General features: G+C 63.8%; 18 protein-coding genes. 11 read left to right on the forward strand and 7 right to left on the reverse strand.

Going from position 1 to position 21632, the window contains the following annotated elements:
• Nucleotides 1-79: 79 nt before the first annotated feature.
• The 6 genes from VIM54_RS11735 to VIM54_RS11760 all read left to right on the forward strand — a co-directional run bounded on the left by VIM54_RS11735 (nucleotide 80) and on the right by VIM54_RS11760 (nucleotide 5770).
• Nucleotides 80-814 carry a glycosyltransferase family 2 protein gene (locus tag VIM54_RS11735; RefSeq protein ID WP_331901531.1) on the forward strand — a complete coding sequence of 245 codons (735 nt, stop codon included), beginning with the start codon at nucleotides 80-82 and terminating at the stop codon, nucleotides 812-814.
• The gene (locus VIM54_RS11740; protein ID WP_331901533.1) at nucleotides 811-1182 is read left to right on the forward strand and encodes a DUF2304 domain-containing protein; all 372 of its coding nucleotides are present in this window, start codon (nucleotides 811-813) and stop codon (nucleotides 1180-1182) included. Before VIM54_RS11735 ends, VIM54_RS11740 begins: the two co-directional genes overlap by 4 nt.
• Nucleotides 1183-1391: 209 nt before the next feature.
• Nucleotides 1392-2567, forward strand: a complete 1176-nt coding sequence (locus VIM54_RS11745; protein WP_331901534.1) for a nucleotide sugar dehydrogenase — start codon at nucleotides 1392-1394, stop codon at nucleotides 2565-2567.
• Nucleotides 2564-3343 (forward strand): glycosyltransferase, encoded by a 780-nt coding sequence (locus tag VIM54_RS11750; protein ID WP_331901536.1) that lies wholly within the window; start codon nucleotides 2564-2566, stop codon nucleotides 3341-3343. The genes VIM54_RS11745 and VIM54_RS11750 overlap by 4 nt, the downstream gene beginning before the upstream one ends.
• A 15-nt stretch (nucleotides 3344-3358) precedes the next feature.
• Nucleotides 3359-4387, forward strand: a complete 1029-nt coding sequence (locus VIM54_RS11755; protein ID WP_331901538.1) for an NAD(P)-dependent oxidoreductase — start codon at nucleotides 3359-3361, stop codon at nucleotides 4385-4387.
• Between the two features lie 123 nt (nucleotides 4388-4510).
• On the forward strand, nucleotides 4511-5770 hold the full coding sequence (locus tag VIM54_RS11760; RefSeq protein ID WP_331901539.1) for a hypothetical protein: 1260 nt from the start codon (nucleotides 4511-4513) through the stop codon (nucleotides 5768-5770).
• Nucleotides 5771-5796: 26 nt separating this feature from the next.
• Here VIM54_RS11760 and VIM54_RS11765 read toward each other — a convergent pair whose 3' ends face one another.
• The 4 genes from VIM54_RS11765 to VIM54_RS11780 all read right to left on the reverse strand — a co-directional run bounded on the left by VIM54_RS11765 (nucleotide 5797) and on the right by VIM54_RS11780 (nucleotide 10878).
• Nucleotides 5797-6774 carry a glycosyltransferase family 2 protein gene (locus VIM54_RS11765; RefSeq protein WP_331901541.1) on the reverse strand — a complete coding sequence of 326 codons (978 nt, stop codon included), beginning with the start codon at nucleotides 6772-6774 and terminating at the stop codon, nucleotides 5797-5799.
• Nucleotides 6771-9254: a glycosyltransferase gene (locus VIM54_RS11770; RefSeq protein ID WP_331901543.1), complete on the reverse strand. Its 2484-nt coding sequence runs from the start codon at nucleotides 9252-9254 to the stop codon at nucleotides 6771-6773. The genes VIM54_RS11765 and VIM54_RS11770 overlap by 4 nt, the downstream gene beginning before the upstream one ends.
• A gap of 80 nt (nucleotides 9255-9334) precedes the next feature.
• Entirely contained in the window at nucleotides 9335-10471 is a 1137-nt protein-coding gene (locus tag VIM54_RS11775; RefSeq protein ID WP_331901544.1) for a DegT/DnrJ/EryC1/StrS family aminotransferase, read from the reverse strand.
• Nucleotides 10468-10878, reverse strand: coding sequence for an FdtA/QdtA family cupin domain-containing protein (locus VIM54_RS11780; protein ID WP_331901545.1), 411 nt, complete (start codon nucleotides 10876-10878; stop codon nucleotides 10468-10470). Before VIM54_RS11780 ends, VIM54_RS11775 begins: the two co-directional genes overlap by 4 nt.
• Before the next feature lie 116 nt (nucleotides 10879-10994).
• Here VIM54_RS11780 and VIM54_RS11785 point away from each other — a divergent pair, with 116 nt between their 5' ends.
• The 4 genes from VIM54_RS11785 to VIM54_RS11800 are packed head-to-tail and all read left to right on the forward strand — an operon-like array spanning nucleotide 10995 to nucleotide 15914.
• Entirely contained in the window at nucleotides 10995-12437 is a 1443-nt protein-coding gene (locus VIM54_RS11785) for a hypothetical protein (protein WP_331901546.1), read from the forward strand.
• Nucleotides 12434-13477 (forward strand): glycosyltransferase, encoded by a 1044-nt coding sequence (locus VIM54_RS11790; RefSeq protein WP_331901548.1) that lies wholly within the window; start codon nucleotides 12434-12436, stop codon nucleotides 13475-13477. The genes VIM54_RS11785 and VIM54_RS11790 overlap by 4 nt, the downstream gene beginning before the upstream one ends.
• A gap of 5 nt (nucleotides 13478-13482) precedes the next feature.
• A complete protein-coding gene (locus VIM54_RS11795) occupies nucleotides 13483-14076 on the forward strand; it encodes an acyltransferase (RefSeq protein ID WP_414673218.1) in 594 nt (197 codons plus the stop codon).
• Nucleotides 14073-15914, forward strand: a complete 1842-nt coding sequence (locus VIM54_RS11800; protein ID WP_331901552.1) for a glycosyltransferase family 61 protein — start codon at nucleotides 14073-14075, stop codon at nucleotides 15912-15914. Before VIM54_RS11795 ends, VIM54_RS11800 begins: the two co-directional genes overlap by 4 nt.
• 313 nt (nucleotides 15915-16227) lie before the next feature.
• Here VIM54_RS11800 and VIM54_RS11805 read toward each other — a convergent pair whose 3' ends face one another.
• Nucleotides 16228-16935, reverse strand: coding sequence for a hypothetical protein (locus VIM54_RS11805; RefSeq protein WP_331901553.1), 708 nt, complete (start codon nucleotides 16933-16935; stop codon nucleotides 16228-16230).
• A gap of 281 nt (nucleotides 16936-17216) precedes the next feature.
• On the opposite strand from VIM54_RS11805, the gene VIM54_RS11810 reads away from it, so the two are divergent.
• Nucleotides 17217-18086, forward strand: a complete 870-nt coding sequence (locus tag VIM54_RS11810; RefSeq protein WP_331901554.1) for a glycosyltransferase family 61 protein — start codon at nucleotides 17217-17219, stop codon at nucleotides 18084-18086.
• On the opposite strand, the gene VIM54_RS11815 is transcribed toward VIM54_RS11810, so the two are convergent.
• Together VIM54_RS11815 and rfbG are read right to left on the reverse strand one after the other, a co-directional pair.
• Nucleotides 18083-20419 carry a hypothetical protein gene (locus VIM54_RS11815; protein ID WP_331901556.1) on the reverse strand — a complete coding sequence of 779 codons (2337 nt, stop codon included), beginning with the start codon at nucleotides 20417-20419 and terminating at the stop codon, nucleotides 18083-18085. The two genes, VIM54_RS11810 and VIM54_RS11815, sit on opposite strands and share 4 nt — an antisense overlap.
• 194 nt (nucleotides 20420-20613) lie before the next feature.
• Nucleotides 20614-21630 (reverse strand): CDP-glucose 4,6-dehydratase, encoded by a 1017-nt coding sequence (gene rfbG, locus VIM54_RS11820; RefSeq protein ID WP_331901558.1) that lies wholly within the window; start codon nucleotides 21628-21630, stop codon nucleotides 20614-20616.
• Nucleotides 21631-21632 lie beyond the last annotated feature (2 nt).

Raw genomic sequence — 21632 nt, forward strand, 5'->3', positions numbered from 1 at the left:
TAAGCGTGTGCCAACACCGCGCCCTCGATGGTCGTACCAGTCCCGTGCGCAGGTAAGCCGCGTTGATAAGATCTGAGGCATGCCAACCACCCTCGAGCAGACGTTGATCGTCATGCCCGCATTCAACGAAGAGGCGTCGGTCGGCGCGGTGGTCCGGGAGGTGCTGGAAAAGCTGCCTGGCGCGGCCATTCTTGTTGTCGATGACGGCTCGACGGACAACACTACGTCGGTAGCGCGAACGGCGGGCGCACTCGTCGTAACCCTGCCGTTCAATCTCGGCGTCGGCGGAGCCATGCGAACCGGATTCAAGTACGCGCTGGCCAACGGCTACCTCAATGTTGTCCAAATCGACGCGGATGGACAGCACGACCCCGCGAATGTGCCCAAGTTGCTCGCCGCCCTCGACACCGCCGATGTTGTGATCGGGGCCAGGTTCGCGGGCGAGGGTGACTATTCGGTTCGGGGTCCCCGACAGTGGGCGATGAAATTCCTCGCCGCAATGCTCAGTCGAACGGCTCGCACCAAGCTCACGGACACGACTTCCGGCTTCCGCGCGAGCGGTCCGCGCTGTGTGCGTCTCTTCGCCGCGCACTATCCCGCCGAGTACCTCGGCGACACGATCGAGGCGCTGGTGATCGCCGCACGCGTCAAATGCGTCATCCGTCAGGTTCCCGTCACAATGCGCGCCAGAAGCGGTGGCGTACCGTCCCACAATCCCTTCAAGGCCACGGCCTATCTCGGGCGCGTGAGCATCGCGCTCATCTTCGCGTTGATTCGACCGGCATCCACCCTCAACGGAGCGTGGGAGCTTTGAGCATCGTCACCTATGGCTTTGGCATCGCGTCTGCCGTACTCGCACTCGTCGTCGTAGTCGAACTCCTCCGCCGGCGCCGCTTGCGCGAGCGGCATGCCATCTGGTGGCTCGTGGCTGGCGTCCTCGCCTTCCTGGTGGGCGTGTTCCCCGCCACCCTGCAGTGGGCGGCGACGCTGGTCGGCATTGAAGTTCCCCTCAATCTCGTGTTCTTCGTGAGCATTGCCGTTCTCTTTCTTGTGTCGCTCCAACACAGTTCGGAACTCACGCGCATCGAGGCGAAAACGAGAACACTCGCGGAGCTGGTCGCCCTGCAGGATTTGAGGATCAGACAACTCGAAGAGAAGCTTGCCGATCGGAGCGCATGCTAAAGCCGCCGGACCAGTCCGCCGGAACTCGGTCGTGACCGCCATCAATCCGACGGGGCGTGCCCTGCTCAAACGTCGCGCAACGAGCCGCGAAATCCTGCGCACACAGCGTTGGGTAGTCTTGAAACGTTCACTCCACGTCTTCGCCGCGTTCCAACAGCGCCAAGTCTCAAAGGATTCCTGTGTCCAGAAGCTTTCCCAATGATGTCGTAGTGATCGGCGGAGGAGGGCACGTCGGCCTCCCCCTTGCGATCGCCCTGGCCGACCGCGGCTCGAGCGTCGTGGTCTACGACCTCAGCGCAAAGGCCGTCGACACCATCAACGCAGGTCGGGTTCCCTTCAGCGAACCCGGCGCGGAAGAGGTGCTCAAGCGAGTCATCGCCGCCGGACGGTTCACGGCGTCGACTGACCCATCGGTCGTTGGCACTGCGCGGAACGTTGTCGTCGTCATCGGCACGCCCGTCGACGAACACCTCAATCCCGACCCCAATGCCATTCCGGCTGCGCTCGACGGCTGCAGCCAATACTTCAGCGACGGACAACTGCTGGTGCTGCGCAGCACGGTCTACCCCGGGGTGACTGCCCTCGTCGAAAAGATGGTTGCTGCCCTTGGCGTTGACATGCCCGTCGCCTTCTGCCCGGAACGCATCGCCGAGCACAAGGCAATGGAAGAGCTGTTCACTCTGCCGCAGATCGTCTCCAGTCGATCGACCGTCGGCCGCGAACGCGCAGCTGAACTGTTCAGTACTTTGACCGAGAAGATCGTGCACCTCGAGCCAGAAGAGGCCGAACTCGCGAAGCTGTTCACCAACACCTGGCGCTACATCAAGTTCGCCGCGGCGAACCAGTTCTACATGATGGCCAATGATCGAGGTCTGGACTTTGAGAAGATCCGCGCGGGTCTCACCCAGGATTACCCCCGCGCGAAGGACCTGCCGGGCGCTGGCTTCGCCGCCGGACCCTGTCTCTTCAAAGACACCATGCAGCTCGCCGCGTTCAGTGACAACAAGTTCAGCCTCGGTCACTCCGCGATGTTGGTGAACGAGGGATTGCCGCTCTACCTGGTGAGCCAGCTCGAGAAGCGATTCGACCTTTCGGAACTCACTGTCGGCATTCTCGGTATGTCCTTCAAGGCCGGCTCGGACGACATCCGCTCCAGCTTGTCTTACAAGCTCCGTCGGGTGCTCAAGTTCAAGGCGAAAGCAGTGATCGGCACAGACCCCTACGTCTCCGACGAGGTCGATGACACGCTTCTTCCACTGGATGAGGTGCTGAAGAAGGCAGACCTGCTGATCGTCGCAACGCCACACGACGAATATCGTGGACTCGTTACCGACAAACCGATTGCCGACGTCTGGAACGTCCAGGGCGCTGGGGTAGTGGTGTGACCACCGCCCCGCGCGTATCGATCGTCATTCCCGCCTACAACGAGGGCGATGGCATTCTCGCGAGTCTCGATCGCATCTTTGAAGCGGTGACGCTTCCGGCCGAAGTGCTCGTCGTGGTCGACACCCCTGAAGACACAACCATCCCGGCAGTTGCCGCGTACGAGAAGGAGGAACCGCGTCTTCGTCACGTGATCAATACCTACGGACGGGGCCCGGCCCAGGCGATTCGATTCGGAATTGATAGTTCGACCGCTCCCACCGTCGTGGTGACCATGTCGGACGGTTGCGACGACCCCCGCCAGATCGACGACCTCGTTCGCCTAGTGGAGCGGGGCGTGGTCGTGGCAGCCGCGTCCCGGTACATGGCAGGCGGACAGCAGGTCGGCGGCCCGCGGTTCAAGCGGTTCCTGTCCCGGACCGCGGGGAAATCCCTGAGGGTTCTCACGAATGCCGGAACGCGCGACGCAACAAACTCTTTCAAGGCCTACAGTCGATCCTTCGTGCAGTCCGTTGGCATCGACAGCCGGGATGGTTTCGAGATCGGCCTCGAGCTGACGGCGAAGGCACGTCGCCTGCGTCTGCCTGTCGCGGAGATCCCCACCATCTGGCTCGATCGCGCGTTCGGTGAATCGAATTTTAAGCTGACCACCTGGATTCCGAAATACCTGCGCTGGTATAGATTCGCCTTTGGCCCGCAACTGACCCTCGAACAACTCACCGAAAAAGCTTCCGGCGCCCAGACCACTCGTCCCGCGCCGCGGCCGCACAAGGAATAAGGAGACCCACCAGTCATGAAGAAAGTAGTCGTCACCGGCTCAGCAGGATTCATCGGCGGATACATCGTTGAGGAACTCCTTGCCAAGGGCTACCAGGTCGTCGGAGTGGACAATTTCTCCAAGTACGGACCGGTAACGAAGTCGTATGACAACAACCCCGACTACGAACTCGTGGTGGGCGACGTGCAAGACGTCGAATTGATGACCCGCCTACTCTCCGACGCCGACCACTTCATCGCGAGCGCGGCTCTCATCGGCGGTATCTCGTACTTCCACACCTACGCTTACGACCTTCTGGCCCAGAACGAGCGCATCATCGCCTCGTCGGTCGATGCGGCCATCGCGGCAAAGAAGGCAGGCGGTCGCCTGGAAAAGGTCACCTACATGTCTTCCTCGATGGTCTTCGAGTCGACGGACCGCTGGCCGAGCAAGGAGGGCGACGAACGCATCGTTCCGCCGCCGCTGTCGTCATACGGCTTCCAGAAGCTCGCGGTCGAATACTTCGCCCACGCCGCCTGGGACCAGTACAAGCTCCCATACACGATCCTCCGCCCGTTCAACTGCGTCGGCATCGGCGAACGCCGCGCACTCGGCGATGTCGAGATCCACTCGGGCAACGTTGCGCTCGCCATGAGTCACGTGGTGCCCGACCTTGTCCAGAAGATCCTCAAGGGCCAGGACCCGCTCCACATCCTCGGTGGCGGCGACCAGGTTCGTCACTACACCTACGGCGGCGACCTCGCCCGGGGAATCGTGCTGAGCCTCGAGCACCCGGCCGCGCTCAACAACGACTTCAACATCTCGACGGCCGACGGTCACACTGTCACCGAGCTCGCGGGCATCATCTGGGAGAAGATCAAGGGCCCGGGCGTCCCGCTGCACCTCATCCACGACGAGGGATTCGAGCACGACGTGCAGAAGCGCATCCCGGATGTCTCGAAGGCCAAAGACCTCCTCGGCTTCGAGGCAACGACCAAGCTCGAGGACATGCTCGACGAGGTCATCCCGTGGATCGAGAACGCCATCTCCGAAGGCACTATCTAACCGCACACCTCCGCTGTGTCTGCCGCGCTTCCCTCGACGGGCCGCCAGGGACCCCTTGGTCTCGTGCGCGCTCGTCTGAGCCGACCCGGTTTCTGGCATGTCGCCAGTATCCTGGTCGCTCTAGTGCTGATCCTGTTTCTTCAGCGGAAGCAGTGGTTCTTCTTCGACGAGTGGGCGTTCATCACGTTCGACGGACTCGACATCTTCGCCCCGCACGTCGGTCACTGGAGCACGAGCCCCATCCTCGTCTACGAGGCGCTGATCAAACTCTTCGGGCTGAACAGCTATTTCGTCTTCGCGTTGCTCGTCACGCTGTTTCATATCGCGACTGCCCACTTGGTGTGGCGGATCACCATCCGGTCGGGCGCGAATCCGTGGCTCGCGACCGCGGCGACAACGGTGTTCCTTTTCCTCGGTGCCGGCGCGGAGAACATCCTCTGGGCATTCCAGATCGGATTCATCGGCGGACTCGGCTTCGGACTGTTGGCGTTCTATCTCGCCACCTCGTCGAGCATCTCCCGGTGGCGCTTCGTCGCCATCGTCGCCATCTCCGTCTTCAGCCTTACCTGGTCGGGCACCGCCCTTCCCGTGTTCGTGGTGACCTCACTGCTCCTGTGGCGTCGGAGCGGATGGCGACGGGCCGTCATCCACTTCGGGATCACCGCCGCGGCCTATCTGGCCTGGTACGTCACGAGCGCACTGGGAAAGCCGGGGAACCCGAGCCCTGGGGCCCTCACGGTGAGCAAGATTTTCCTGGATATTCCCGCTTTCCTTTCCAACCTGTTCGGATCCGGATTCCAGTCTGTGTTCCCGATCATCGGACTCGGCACTGAGATTCTCGTCGCCGTGGCCGTCTGGGCGGTGTACCTCCTGGTCGTGCGCCACCGCCTGCCGCTCGGATCGGCGCCGGCATTCCTCACCGCCCTCTCCGGGCTTCTGTTCGCCGGCCTCTCGGCCTACACCCGTTCCGCGTTTCCGGCCACCGGATCGTCCTCGCGCTACGTCTACACGATCACGCTCCTGTTCCTCCCGGTGCTCGTTCTCGCCCTCAGCCAGTGGGTCGGAGCGCGACGCTGGGCCGTGACGACAGCGGTCGTGCTCATCATGCTGGTCGCGGCATCCCAGGCGATCGTGCTCCATCGGGCCGCCGGGCAGCAGGCCGCAATCGAACAGGGGTCACAGCGGGTCATCTCCGCGGCGCTTCACCTCTACCTCGCGCATCCCGGTTCCATCTCCCTCGTTTCGGTTCCCGATCCGCAATGGGCCCCCGACCTCACCATGCGCGAACTCGTCGGGTTGTACAGAGAACACGCGATCAGCGTGCAGGTCTACGACCGCAACGATCTGCATCGTGCCGAGACGAACCTCGGCTACGGCGGCTGACGCGAACGTTCGACGTTTCGAAGGTCTCAGGCCGGCTGGACCAAGTCGCGCGCGATATCGAGCCAGCCCCGGCTATAGAGCCAGTAGCGGCCGGTAGCGGCCTCCCGCAGGACGGGAAGCACCCGGCGAAGGTGTGACGCTGGAAGAGCCGCCCGCGCTCGCTGGTGGACGACCTTTTCACGCACTCTGTCCACCACGCCGGGAGCGACCGCATCGCCAAGGTCGTCGAGCCGCGCGAGCAGCACAGTGGCACGATCGAGAAGATAGTCATTGCGGCCGAGTCGCGGTTCTCGGAGTCGGCCGAACTTGCCTGAGAGGCCGAGCTTCGATGCTCCAATCTGGTTGCCGTCGTGCTGTCGATAGTCGGTGAGTCGGTCAGTGATGACCCTAATGCTGCCCGTCGAGGCGGCGATTATCGCGAGCCATTCGTCATGAACCCACGGATCGGGGAAGGGCGCGGCGAGTTCGAAGAGACTGCGGCGGATCACGGTCGTCGCCCCGGTCACGAGATTGCGGCGAAGCAGTTCGTCGAGAGCGCGACCGCCGTTGATCGAGTCGATGTCGGCATCCCGGATCTCGAGCGCGCTGAACAGCGTCTCGCCCAGGGGAGCCCCGTTCGCATCGACGAGCCTGGCGTCTCCGCTGACGAGCAGCAGGTCAGGCGAGTCAGCGAACCGGTCGAGTACAGCTTCGAGTCGCCCCGGATGCCAGACGTCGTCCTGGTCGCTGAGTGCGATGAAATCGCCCGTTGTGGCTCGCATGGCCTGCTCGAAGTTGGGCACAACTCCGAGCGGTTCGGGATTCTCAAGCACGACGAAACGGATCGACGCATCCAGAGTTCCGGCGAATTCGTGAACGATCTCCAGCGTGCGGTCACTCGAGGCATCGTCCGAGACGACGATCTCAGCCGGGGGAACCGACTGGGCAACAATCGTACGCAGCTGCTCGGCGATGAAGGCGCTCCCGTTGTGAGTGCAGAGCGCCACCGAGACTGCGATTGTCACGACCGTGCACGCCTCAGTCGCGTCCTCACCTTGCGGAGTACGGTGCGCGGTCCGCTGGTTCTCAAGTGGAAGATCGCGAGCTTGATGTCATGACGCAATCCGGAGACTCGCTTGCGCTGACGCGTTCGCACGCGGGCGCGGCCGGAGCCGTGAGCGTATTCCCCGTTGTCGCCGGCATGGTGAGGATCAGCCACAAAAGCGAGAAGCGGCGCTAGCGCCTCCTCCCAGAAGTAGCGAACGCGCACGCGACGGATGTTTCGTTTCGACGCCGCGATGAACTTGTCATCGAAGAGGATGCGTTCGAGTGCCGCGGCCAGCTGATCGACATTTCCGGCCTCGACGACGATTCCGAGCTTCTCGGCCTCGATCAGTTCGGCGAAATGATCGCCCGCGGTTACGACCATCGGAAGCTCAGCCCAGAGATAGTCGAGAATCCGAGTGCGGAACGAGAATGTCGTCTCGATGTGCGAGTGATGCGTGCTGACGCCGGCATCCGCTTCGGTGAGGTAGTTCTGCCGATCGCTGTAGTCCACCCAGGAGGAGTTGAAGAAAACGGCCTTATCGAGCACGCCGAGTTCGGAGGCCAAAGCACGCGACTCCCCCACGATCTCCATCTCGGGCACGCCGGGGTGCGGGTGCTTCGTACCCTGGAAGAAGAGTCGAACATTGTCGTGGGCTTGCGATACCTTCGCCACAGCGCGGATGAGCGTCTGCGGATCGAACCAGTTGTATAGCCCGCCGCTCCACAGCAACACCTTGTCGTCGGTGCCGATGCCCGGCAGAACGCCCTTGAGCACATCGCGCTCGTGTCGGGGCGGCACTGACGAGAGACCGAAGGGAGCGACCCCGATCAGGCCGTTGAGATCCGGATCGCCGTCGTAGTTCGATGGGTTGATGCGACCGAGCGATGCGAGCTGACCGAGCCAGAACATCCGCTGACGATCTGACGCCGCGAGGAAGAAGTCGCCCCGGCGCATCTGCTCGTTGAGAACTCCCGTTGCGTCACTCACCTGACGGTTCCACTGCTCGGGCGGCAGCTCGCGACCCTGCTCGAGCTGTTCGAGGTGCATCGGGTCGTAGATGTCCACCACCAGGATCTTCCGGGATGTGCGGAGGGCCTCGAAGACTGCCATCGCATGACCCTGGAAGATGATCACATCGGCCCAGTCCTCGAGCTTGTCGAACGCGCGATTGTTGCCGGGCGCGACATGCACAAGATCGAATGGTGCATCCATGGCCTCCACTCCGGTCAGAGAGACGATCTTCACATCGTTGTCATGCGCAAGAAGCTCTGCCATATTCCAGGCGCGAATAGCCGGGCCGGCGAGCTTGCGCCCGATGGGGTCTCCTGTGATGATCAGCACCCGCTTCATCGCCGGCGGCTCTGAAACATCGAAGGTGGTGACGATGTGCTCGTAGCCCCGCAGATAGTCCTCCTGTTGGTAGACCGGGGCGTCGGCGTAACCAAAGAGGCGCCAGATGTGGCTCTCCGAGACGGTCCGCGTGGACTGGACCTTCGCTCGGGAGTCGCTCAGCTTCGGAAGGTGCTCCACGAACTGGTCGATGCTGAACAGCGCAGCGACGGCCTGCTTCGAGATGTCGATCGACTTCTCGCTGTCGCCTCCTGGCTTGCGCAGGTCGAAGGACGTCGAATCGATGCCGCCCCGGGAGATGTTGCGCCGCACAGAGAGCATCATGGCGGCGGGCAGAGCCTGATCGATCGTCTCATCGCCCATGTTCTTGTACAGCGTGTACAGGGCGTTTCGCTCGAGCAGGTAGGTTTCCTTGTGGGAACCGAACCCCTCCATCGATGCGTGATGCTTGTGATAGGCCAGCGAGGCGGGCTCGTAGACGAACCGCCAGCCGAGCAGGTTCAGGCGCCAACCGAGGTCGACATCCTCGAAGAACATGAAGTACCGCTCGTCGAAGCCGTCGAGCGCGTCGAAGACCGAACGACGCACGAACATCGCCGAACCCGTGCCGAACAGCACGTCATGAGCCACATCCGGTTTCGACGGCACCGGCTCGGCCGTGAGTGGCTTGTATCCCATGCCGTACCAGGTCATGGCAGAGCCGATGTAGTCGACGAGCTTGCCATCCCAGTCGAGCACCCGGCTGGCGACCGCACCGATTCGAGGGGACTCGGCGAACCTGTCGATTGCCGCGCGCACCCAGCCCGAGTGCGGCTTCGCATCGTTGTTGAGAAGCGCGACGAACTCGCCGCTCGACGCCTTCACTCCGATATTGCAACCGCCTGCGAAGCCCTCGTTTGTCGCGGAGACGACGAGATTGATGTGAGGAGCCGCGGCACGAAGGCGGTCAGCGCTGTCGTCACCAGAGCCGTTTTCGACCACCACGATCTCCAGCTTTTCCTGGGGCCAATCGAGCAGCCCCAGCTGCCTGATCGCTTCAATGGTGTCGGAGGCGCCTCGAAAATTTACGAGGACAACGGAGACGACGCCGGGTCGCAGCTTAGGCATGCAAATCTCTCTCACGGGGGCAAAGGACCTTGAGAGTCTAACAAGGCTCTCTTTTAAGCCCGTCCACCCGGCAAGAGAGGCTACCCGACGAGAAGGGTATCCGGGACCTCATGCAGTGCGGCGGCCACCTGCGCGACCTGCGCGTCATTCATCCACGGTCCCATAGGCAAGCTCGTGACCTGGCGTGACAGCGCCTCGGCGACGGGGAACGACTGTGCAAGCGAATCCTCCGACATCAACGCCCGCATCGGCGCGAGTTCGTGGACGGAATACGGGTAGTGCGCATCGGTCGTCACTCCGCGCTCGGACAGGAATGCCTGGAGCTCGGCTCTCGCCTGCGCCCGCAACACGAAGTGATGCCAGACGCTGCCAGACACATCCACGGGGCCGACGACTCCGGCGGACCGACCCGGTCCGAGTGCTTCGAGATAGGTCGACGCGATCGATCGTCGGCGCGCCGTCCACGTGTCGAGGTTCGCAAGGTGCAGGGATAGGAAGGTTGCCTGCAGCGGATCGAGCCGGGAGTTCCACCCGGTGTCGACATGGTCGTACTTGGATGAGCCCTGGCCATATGAGCGGCGGCTCGTCACGCGGCGGGCGATCTCCGGATCGGAGGTCGTGACCGCCCCGGCGTCACCGAGGGCCCCGAGGTTCTTGGTCGGATAGAACGAGAACGCCGCCGCATCCCCCGCCGATCCGGTCATGCCGGCCGTCGACATCGCGCCGTGGCTCTGGGCTGCGTCTTCGACGACGACGAGTCCATGGGCATCCGCCACCGCACGAACCGCGCGCAGGTCTGCAGCCTGGCCGTAAAGGTGAACGGCGATGATCGCCTTCGTTCGGGGGGTGATGGCCCGCTCGATGTCGCCCGGATCGATATTGGCTGAGTGCCCGAATACCTCGACCGGAACCGGGGTTGCGCCCGTCTGGGTGACCCCGAGCCAAGTGGCGTAGAAGGTGAAGGCCGGGACTATGACCTCGTCGCCGACCCCGATGTCGTACGCCTCGAGGATGAGGCGGATGGCGTCGAGCCCGTTTCCGGTTCCGATGCAATGCTCGGCGCCGACGAAATCCGCGAACTCCGACTCGAACCGGTTCGTGAGTGCTCCACCGATGAAGTAACCGCTGTCGATCACCTCGTCGAGAGCGCGATGCAACGCGGCGCGCTCCGGACGAATGGCCTGGCCGAGGTCAAAGAAGGGAACGATCTCCGTCATTTCTGGCTCCACGAGACGAACTCGTCGTAGTCACGGATGTAGTCCGTCGGGTCGTATTCCTCGGACGCGAAGACGAGGGCGGCGGCGCCGCCGGAGAAGTTGCTGAGGGTGCGCCAGTAGCCCGGAGGCACGCGAAGTCCCTTGTCCGGGCTGTGCAGGTCAAAGCTCAGCTTCTCGCTGCCGTTGTCGAGTTCGACGATGAAGCTGCCGGAAACGGCGATGATGAGTTGGTGAAGTTCCTTGTGCGCGTGGGAACCACGCACCGCGTCGGCCGGAACGTCATAGAGGAAATAGACGCGCTTGATCGGGAACGGGAACGGGAGATCCTTTTCGACAACCCCGAGCGCACCGAGGTGATCTCTCACCGCTGGGATATCGATAAGGCCCGGAGTATCCCAATTAGTCATGGCAAAACTGTAACAGTGCGGGCTCCCGGCCCCGGCAACCGGCCCGGCGTTGGGCGAGCGCTTAGTATGTTCGGTGCCGGATGAGGCCGGACGTCGCATGAAGGGTAAGGAAACCTGTGAAGTCTCGAGTTGTCGACATCCTCACGAACGGCCGAGTCCGGAAGCGTCTCCCCCTCGTGAGCGTCGAGGCCGAACTCGCGTGTCTCTCGGCGTTGAGGGTCGAACTCGGAAGCTCGTACCCCCACATCCGCACCGATCGTCTCCTCTCGATCGCCACCTCGCACGGCCTCGACCGCTTCCCTGCCGGATTCCTCGTCGCCGGGTCGATCCGCGGCGGAGGCGAGAACGGTGCCAGGAGCGCGCTCGACCGCGTGCGCGAGTCGTCGAACGGCACCCCCGTCGACGTGCACCCGCTGTTCTCGCAGGCGTTCTACGCGCTCTCGAATCCGGATGTCGCGGGCTCGGGCATCGTCCCGTGGCTGCACTACCAGGTCCACGGTCGCGCCGAGGGCCGCGCGCCGCATCCGCTTATCAGCACGGAGTTCCTCGCGGCCTGGATGCCCGGCGTGCCCCGCAAGAACGTCGTGGACCGCTACCTCACCGACTCGGATTTTTGGCTCGCCGATCCCGGTCCATACGTCGACTGTCGCAAGTTCATGGTCGACGGGCCCTGGGACGGAGTGACGAACCCGCTGCTCCAGATCGTCGCCGGACGACTCGCGTCGCCGTGGGTGCACGGCCGACTGCAGCTCATCGACACCGACTCGAAGTCGGAGCAGGTCGCGCGCCTCACCGGGGCTGCCTTCCTGCTCGGCACGACCGGCGCGCGGTCGCGACTGGCCACGATCGAGACCTGGGGGCTTCCCACTACCGCGCACGAACTGGCGCAACCGTCGACATTCACCGTGGTGCCGGGCTCCTTCCTCGGCGCCGATGCAACGGCGCTCTGGTCGAAGCCGAGCCTGGTGCTGAGCCCCGACTCGACGGTCGTTCGTCTGCCGACCGAACTCCTCAGCGTCCGCGCCGGGGAGACCACCCGGGCGGTGCGCCTGGTCAATCTCGAGGGTGATTTCGAGCACTCGCAGCTTTCCACGCTCGTGTTGGCGCTTCCGCCGCGTTCGGCCATCGCGCCGTTCTCGTTCGCGCAAGAGGAGTCGCTCGGCGGAATCGTCGCGCACTCCGGGATCGCCGGCCTGCACATCCTTCCGTTCGGTCGCCAGGTTCGCGTCGCAGGCGCCACCCTCCAACGCGAACAGCCCGCTGCTGCGCGCTCCTTCGACACCTGGCGGTCCGGACCAGACGATGATGGCGCACGCTACGCCTTCGTCCTCACGGACGACGAGCTCGCGGTCCGCCTCGCGGACGTCGGGGTCAAGCGGATGATCGCGGCCGGCGCCCTCGTCTGCGTGGTCGGCGCGTCCGGCCTCACACCGTGGCTCCCTGCTCTGGAGAGCAGGGAGCGGATCGTCTGCCGGCCGCCGCTCGGAGGGCTCGTCGCGACTTTCCTCTCCGCCGAGATCAGGGTATTCGGCACCGATCGTGTGGAGGTCCGCCGATGAGCGCACAACGCACAGCGGCGATCATCGCCACGTTCAACCAGGACGGCTTCATCGCCGAGGCCGTCGAAAGCATCGCCGACCAGGTCGACGAGGTCATCGTCATCGACGACTGTTCGAGCGACAGCACGCCGCAGGTGATCGCCAGGCTCGACATCCCGCACCTCGTGTCACTACGGAACGAGGTCCAGCAGGGCGTCTCGCGGTCGTACAACATCGCTGTAGCGCGCTCGACCGCGGATATCCTGGTGATCCAGGGCGGAGACGACCGGTCTCTTCCCGGTCGGGTCGGTGCCCAGCTCGCCGCATTCGAGGATTCGGCCGTCTCGCTCGTCTACAGCCTTCCCTTCGTGATCAGCGCGACCGGCCGCCGCTTTCCCGACGAACTCGCCGCCGAGTTCCTCATCGGGCGCGATGCACCCGACCCGCTCGCGTTCCTGTTCTTTGAGGCGAACTTCATCTGCGCCCCGGCGGCGGCGGTCCGCCGGGCCGACTACCTGCGATTCGGCGGATTTCGCGCCGGGCTCGACCTCCTCCAGGACTACGCACTCTGGCTCGACCTCGCGGCGAGCGGCAGCTTCGTCTCCCTCGCCGACCCGGTCGTCGAGTACCGGAAGCACGGCTCGAACCTGTCCAGGGAGTACGTCGGGCTCGACGGCCCGAAGCAGCGTCGGCTCGTGGCGGAACGGGAGTCGATCCGCACCCGGTTTGTCGAGTCGGCGTCGACTGAGACGCTCACCCGGCTGGCGGCGGCCCGCGATCTCGACCTCGATCGGTTCGGCGCCCTTGCGCACGACGAGCAGGTCGCCCTCGTCGAGCTCGCGCATCCCGACAAGCTCGTCCTCAGGCGCGGCTTGGCATACTTGTTCAGGGCGGCCGGCGAATCTGACGGCGTGGAGCGGCTCTCACGGCTCGGTCTCGACCTCTCCGCCCTCGGTCGGCTGTCTATAGCGGCCGACCACGAGAATCTCGACGAGGTCGGTCGGGCACTCGCCACCGCGGGTTCGATCGACCGCCTAGCCGCACGCAGACCGAGGGAATGACCGCAATGCCCATTGATCCGAACGCATCCATCGACCCCCGGGCGAGTCTCGGCGACGGCGTGACGATCTGGGCGGGAACCCACGTCCGGGAATTCGCCGTCATCGGCGCGCGCACGACCATCGGCCAATTCGCCTACGTCGGGCCAGGGACCACGATCGGCAGCGACTGCAAGATCCAGAATGCCGCGCTGCTCTATGAACCGGCCGTCATCGGCGACGGTGTCTTCATCGGGCCGCGGGTCGTCTTCACCAATGATCGCCATCCTCGCGCCATCACACCGGACGGCACGCAGAAGGGCGCAGAGGACTGGGATGCCGTCGGCGTCACGGTCGCGTACGGCGCGGCTATCGGCGCGGGGGCCATCTGTGTTGCCCCCATCCGCATCGGCGAGTGGGCGACGGTCGCCGCCGGCGCCGTGGTGACCGCGGATGTGCCCGACTATGCAGTGGTCGGCGGAGTGCCGGCACGGCGACTCGGCTGGGTGGGCCGGGCGGGCTGGCCGCTTCGGCAGGAGGGCACGGACTGGGTGTGTCCGGCGACCGCGGAGCGCTACCGCGAAACCGAGAACGGCACCCGCCTCGTGCGACTACAGCCATGAGCTCCTTCACCGCGCAGACCCGGGCCTATCGTGCGTTCGAGAAGAGCTTCGTCGATGCCGTCCGCGCCTATGCGCTCGACTACGACGAGCGCTACCTCGAGGCCGCCGCGCAGCTGCTCGTTTCGCTCAGCACCGAGACCCACGATCACCACGTGACCTCCCCGGTGCGCACGGTCGCCATCAAGGGATGGATGCTGTCCAACAGCGGTTTCCGGATTAGTGCTCGTCACCTCCGGTCGCTCAATCCCGGCTACACGATCCATGCCAAGCGGTACCTGCGACCCGAAATTGCACGAAGAGACCAGCGACCGACGCCGGCCGGATTTATCGTGAATGCGCGAAGTTCCATCGAATCGCCCCTCTTCGACTTTCGAGCGCGCGACGCGTCGGGAGGAACGCACCTCCTTCCGACTTCGAACTCAGATGCGGCTTTCCAAGCCAGCTTCTATCCGCACCTGATCAGCGATGGCGGCCCAGAGTCACCGGACCAGCCGCTCGGCTATCTCGACTCCATCCGCCAGGCGCCGTGGCCGATCGACGACGATCGCACCACCTGGCTCGGCGCGCTCGCCCACCGGATGCCCGCGGAATTATTCGACCTCATCGATGCTCCCGTAGGAGAAGCCTGGCGCGGAGTCGTCGCCGACCTTCTTGGAGTATTCTCGTCCGAAGCCCGGTGGTCTGACCGCTTCAATCTCGCCGGTCGTGGTCCTGGCAGCGCTTTCCACTCCGACCTTCGACTCGTGAACGTGGACCGGCCGTCAGGCGGCGCTGGCGGGGCGCTGGGCGATGGGGTTGCCCTGCCGGTCTTCGACGGGCCGAATCACATTCACCGAGCCAGCCCTGGGCCCGTGCACATCGACAGACCCTCCACCGAGTGGCTGCACCTCGAAGACGCCCTCATCCAGGATGGTGGAACCGTGCTGGTCGGCGACTCGCTCGTGCTTTACGAAGAGGCTGCCGACCCGCGCAATGACTTCGTCGCCGGCCAGTGGGACACCGTCTACGGTTCCCAGTCCCATCCGGAAGCCGCACTCGTCAGGCTCAAAGAACCATCCGAAGAGCGCATCGCCGAGGGCATCCTCCTCGCCGGCCGGAGTGACGGGAACTGGTACCACTGGCTGATCGAGTATCTGCCGCGAGTGCTGATGATCGAGCCGGACCTCCCACCGGATATCCCCCTGCTGGTCACGCGGCGGACACCCGAATCGGGCCTCGCGGCCCTTCGCGCAATCACGGATCGACCGCTGGTGTCGTTCGACCCCGAGACTCTCCAGTCGGTCGGCAGACTCCACGTTGTCGCTCCCCCGGTGCAAGTGCTCGACACCACCCGGGTGCCATGGAGCGAGGGTATTCGTCTCAACCCTCAGCCGCTTCGAGCGCTGCGCACCGCATGGGGACTAACGGACGATCCGGTCGTCGGCGGTCGGCGGGTCTTTCTCAGCCGCAGATCCGCTCACCGAGGCCTACTGAACGAGAAGGCACTCGTCGACAGCGCGATCGCACACGGCCTGGAGATCGTCGAACCCGGGACGATGACGTTCGAAGACCAGCTCGAACTCTTCTCGAGCGCCTCACTCGTTGTCGGCGCCAGCGGGGCGGTGATGGCCAACTACTTGATGATGAGCAGGGGTTCCCGCGTGATCGCACTGACGTCGGAGGCCCTCACCAGCTTCGTCCTACCCGCGGCGATTGCCGCCGTCGCCGGTGTGGGCTTCGCCTACGTCTCCGGCCCGACCAGCACGACGCTTGCGGAGAGTGGAACTCGAAACAACTGGATGCACTCGGACTTCTCGATCGATCCGACGGTGTTTTCTGAGGCGCTCTCCCTGAACTGAGAACGCTTACGCAATAGACCACCGTGTCGGTGCGCGGGCTGCGGGTCCGGCGCTGCACATCGTTCTGCGTTCAGTACGCAAATATTTCGTTGTGGTGACGAATTCTCAACGAACCCCGCGAGATCCTCGAAGACGGCCGAGCGGATGGCACCTCACCTGCGAATCAGCGGGCGGTGATGGTCGAGATGGGCAGTGCAACGATGGTCAGTCGTCCTGAGGCAGGCGCCAGTCGACGCCCGGTTACGAACATGTTCACCGTGTCACGGTGACTCATGGCATGCCGGGCAGCGCGAAATGCGCTGCCTTTGAAAAGTCAGTCGTTGCAGCGGTGCACGAGTACTGGCTCGACAACGACGACAAACACCTCCGGCGCAGCGCAGACCGCCTCCGACGGCTCGACAGACAAGTGGAATCTAGGCACACGGCCTCGCCCATTCACCTCGTCACGATCGAGGGCTGGCTCCTGGAGAAGCACGGATACCGCGTCCGAATGAATCACCTCAGAAAGACGAACCCGGGATACCGCGTAGCGATCAAGCGCTACGCGCGAATGGATCTCGGTCGTCGGGGCAATTATCCCCGCGCAGGGTTCCGAGTGAACGCGCGCGGACCGAAGTCGCTTCCTCCCTTCAATTTCGCCATTGCAGATATCTACGGCGATTCGCACCTTCTCCCGCTGTCGAATTCCGACGCCCTCTTCCAGGCAAGATTCTTCCCTCACCTGATTGATGATGCTCCTCTCGACCTCGTCGAGCACTCGCACGGATATATCGATTCGATCCTCCAGTCGTCGCTGGGAATCGACGACGATCCCGGCACCTGGCTCAGCACGCTCTCCCATCTCTATCCAGCCGAAATGCTCGAACTCATCGAGTCCCGATTCGGAGGATTTCTCGCCGCAACCGTCGCGGACCTTTTGACACTTTTCCCGTCCCAGGCTCGCTGGGCCGACCGGTTCGCCCTCGCTGCCTATGGTGCCGAGGGAACGTTCAGTTCGGACTACACCGTCCTGCGAGTCCATGCTGTCGACCTGGGCGCCACAACATCAGTCGATCGGCCGATTCCAGTTCCCGTCCTAAAGAAGACGGGAAACGTCGTCTTCGCGGTTCCGGGCGAGCGGATGCTGCCTGTACCTGATACCCGTTGGAGACGACTTCAGGACGCTCGAGTTCAGAACGGCGGTACCGTTCTCGTCGGGACGCCCTCATCCTCTACGAGGAGTCCGCCGACCCTCGTCGCGACTTCGTCGCGGGCCAGTGGGCCAGTGTTTTCGGTTCGGGGACGCATCCGGAAGCTGCGTTGGTGCTGCTCAAGCCGGCCGCTTCCGAGCCCATCGAAGAAGGCATCCTCCTCGGAGGTCGGAACGACTTCAACTGGTTCCGCTGGTTGATCGAATATCTGCCGCGAGTGATGCAGATCGATTCTTCGATCGGGGTGGACGTCCCCCTACTGGTCACCGCCCGCGCTCCGTCAAGTGGAATGGCAGCGTTACGACGCATCACTGAACGACCGGTGCTGACGATCGACCCCGAGACCACTCAATTCGTGAAGACGCTGCATGTTGTTTCACCCCCTGTCCAGGTGCTCGATACGACAAGGATTCCCTGGAGCGAGGGACTCAGCTTCAACCCGGAGCCGCTTCGCGCGATGCGCACTGCCTGGGGGCTAGACGCATTGCCTCCCAGCACGTCGGGCCGACGGCTCTTCCTCAGCCGCAAGTCCGACCACCGTGGCGTTGTCAATGAGGCCCGCCTGGCGGAAATCGCGGTTGAACTCGGCCTGGAAACCATCGAACCCGGCTCGATGAGTTTTGACGATCAACTCGTGGCATTTTCGACCGCAACCCTGCTGGTTGGGGCCAGCGGCGCGGTCATGGCCAACTACTTGATGATGCCGCCCGGAAGCCAGGTCCTCGCCCTCGTCTCTGATGCGCTGACCGATTTCATCCTGCCGGCAGCGATCGCGGCCGTGGCCGGCGTCCGGTTTTCCTACCTGTCGGGGCCGACGACCACCACACTGGCGAAGAGCAGCACTCGCAATCATTGGATGCACTCGAACTTCTCCGTCGACGAGGATCTCTTTCGCGCGGCGCTCATCGACGCGCTCGCCGAGCGGCGAGCGACGACGAGCATCCGGCGTCTGATCCGGAATCGAGCCTCGAGCCTCGCCTAGACGTTCGGACCTGTGGGGATGGAGGCAAGCACCGTGTCGTTTGAGGGAATCAACACGAGCGGGTTCGTTCCATTGAGGGCGTTCACCTTATCCATGGTGGTGACGAATCGCTTCGTCCCGCCACTGATGTAGTAGATGTAACCATTCGCCGGCACCCGCAGGAACACGGCGCCGGTGACGGTCGCACTCGACTTCGCCAGGGGCGCGCAGGCCGCGGTGTCGAGAACGGTCGTCGGCAGCCCGGCATCCGGCGCCGTGATCGCCGTCAGCGAGCCGCCACCGGCAATGTAGCGGGTTGCTCCGCAGGCGACGGAGATGGAGAGCGGGGCACCCGTCGTGGGGTAGGAGTCCAGGGGGGCATCCGGGGCGACGCTGTACCCGCTGATGCCGAATTCGTTCGAGACGGCGAAGGAGGAAAGCGGTACCTTTCCAGTCGTCCCGTTGACGAAGTACACCGTCGGACTCGACGCCGATTTGACCAGCGTTGCCGGCGTGAGTCCCGCGGCACGCGTGGGGATGCCCGCAAGGGTCGAGTCGGATTCGGTGATCCAGACCAGCGGGTTCGAACCGTTGAGCGTGTTCACTTGCGCCATCGTCGACATAAATTCCTTCTTGCCGCCGGCGACGTTGTACATCAAACCAGAGGTGCTACGCAGAAAAAGAGCACCGGAGATCGCCGTCGACGACTTCGGAAGTGCCGCACAGTTGGCCGCGTCGATCGCTGTCGTTGGCAGCCCAGACGCGTTCGGAATTGCCCACAGCGCACCGCTTCCGGCGATGTACTGCTGCGCTCCACACGTCACCGCAATCGAGAGCGGAGTTGAGGCGATGGCCGACGCGGCGATGCCGGCGTCGCTGCTCACCGTGTAGCCGCTGAGGCCGAATTCGGCGTATATCCCCATAGACGGGATGGGAACGAGTGTTGGCGTCGCCGAGTTGGTCAGGAGGTACAGCGTCGTGCTGGATGCGGACTTCACTACGGAACCGGCATCGATGACGTCGGGACCTGTGGCGAACATGTCGAGAGTGCCCTGCGCGAAGCCGGTGTAAGCGCTCGAGCCGCCGTTCGCGATCGCGTCGATCTGAGCGAACGAATGCACGGCCCGTTTGATGCCGCCGCTCATGCTGTAGATGACACCGGAAGAGTTGGAGAGTGGGAATTGGGTGACGTCCTGGCCGGTCACGAGCTTGAGGAGCTGCGACGGCATCAGGTCAATGTAGTTGCCGCATCCCGTGGTTCCGGCGAGACCCCATGTAGATACCATCCCGCAACTGGGGAACTTGTTCTTCGCACCGTTCGCAATGAGATAGATGAACCCGGTCGACGCATCGCGGAAGACGTTCCCGGCAGGGATGCCGGTCGGGAACTGGTCAAGATAGGCCTGGGAGGTGTACTGGAACGGACCAAGAGCGGAGAGAGAGAGGAAGGTCGCGATGGTCTGAACCGGGTACTTGTGGTCGGCAGTCACGAGGTAGATCGTGGGATCGCCCACCGTCCTCGCGAGGGTTCCGCCGCCCTGGGTGCTGCCGAACCAGTCGCTGAAGATCCGCCAGAAGTTTCGGTTCCCGTAGGACGAGCATCCGTCGCCGCTTCCGTAGAGATTTGCCAGGGCCGCGGCATTCGGCTGGTATGGGGTGTAGTCGTAGAGCCCGGCGGTCGCCTGGTTCTCGATGTAAACAGCTGGTGCTCCGCATCCGGCATTGGGGTTCAGCTGGATATTGTTCACCTTGCCGGCCCGATAGTTGAAGCTGTTGGGCAGGGCGCGATAGATCTTGTACTGGCGCGCACCCTTGAACACCTGGTTAGAGAAGCCGAGGGAGTCGACGGCGCAGGGAGCGGTGTCGGGGCAGGCGAAACCGGTGGCCCTGTCGTAGGCGGCCTGGCTCGGGTTCCTGCTCGTCACCAAAGCCTGTTCCTTCTGGAGCAGGACGAGGATGACCTGAGGATTTATCCCGCATGCCTTGGCGACCGCATAGATGATGTTGGCGGCACTCTGTCCGGCGACGCCAGTGTATGGCGACCTGCAGTAGCTGTCGGCCGCATGGCTCATCGTGTTCTGCGTAAAGTCCTTCAGGCAGGTGTAGCCGGCGGCGCACGACGTCACCTGGCGGTTGAGGAATTCCTGGATCTGGGACGGCTGCATCGCATCTTCGTTGTAGAACACCGCGTCGCTGATGATGTTCCCGGCGTTGAAGTCTGCACCTGTGACAGCCTGGGCAGACGCGGGAACAACGACGAGAGTCAGGCCGCTCAGAACTACGCCGAGCGCGACTGCGATTCCCGCGACGGTGAAGAACTTGTCGCGTCCTCGTTGCCGGAGAATTCCAGACATGCTAGTGACTTTGCGTGTCATGGCCATCCGAGGCACCCCTGCCGGTTATTGCTATACGCCTATTGCCCTACGTCGTGATCACACGACTACCCACGAAAAACTCTCTCACAGAAGGGCGGATTTAGGCGCCTATTGCAGCAAAGTCGCGACTCTGGTCCGTGGCCCCAGTTCGGGCCGGAGGGCGAAAGCGGTGCTCAGGCCAACTCGCCGAAGGCCCTGATCTGGTCTGCGGTCACTGCACGAGTATCGAGGCCATCCGCCACTGCGCGATACCAGTCGACCGTCCACTCCACGCTCTGGGGGAACACGAGCCGGTTCGACCAACCGAGATTCTCGATTGCCTTCGCCGAGTCGAGCGCAAGAAGGTTTGCTTCGTGCAAGTACTCACCGCCCGGCGCCGACCACGTCGCCCCATCACCCCAGAGCCTGGCCGTGATGTCGGCGACCTCGCCGACCGCCACGAAGCTCTCCTCGCCCGGTCCGAAGTTCCACTCGCCCGCACCGGTGCCCGCGAGGAGCGCGTCGCTGAGAACCAGGTAGCCGTTGAGACAGTCGAGCACGTGCTGCCAGGGTCGAACCGCAAGCGGGTAGCGCAGCGACGCCGGCTCCCCGTGCGAGTAGGAGTTCAGCAGGTCGGGCATGAGCCGATCCGGGCTGACGTCGCCACCACCGATGACGTTGCCGGCTCGCGCGACAGCCGTCGCAACACCGGGAAAGCTCTTCACCCAGGACTGGGTCAGGATGTCCGCCATCGCCTTCGACGCGCTGTACGGGTCATCACCGCCGAGAGGGTCAGACTCGCGGTAGCCCGCACGCTGGTCGACGTTCCGGTACACCTTGTCGGTTGTCACGATCACTTGGGCAACGACGGACGGCGTAGTGGAGACAGCCTCGAGCACGTTGAGCGTGCCCATGACGTTGGTCTCGAACGTCTCCCGCGGATCGGCGTAGGAGCGCCTGACGAGCGGTTGGGCCGCGAGGTGGAAGACCACATCGGGCGCCATCTCCCGGATGGCGGTGGCGGTGGCGGTGGCATCGCGGATGTCGACCCGTCGATCATCCTCGACAAGCTCAGCCAGCCTGGCCGTCTCGAAGAGCGACCCCTCAAGCGGATCGAGCGACAGCCCGGACACCGTGTGCCCGCGCGACCGGAGAAGAAGGGTGAGCCATGCCCCCTTGAATCCGGTGTGGCCGGTGACGAGGTAATGCATCG

The organism is Lacisediminihabitans sp. (assembly GCF_036569425.1).
Lineage (GTDB): Bacteria > Actinomycetota > Actinomycetes > Actinomycetales > Microbacteriaceae > Lacisediminihabitans.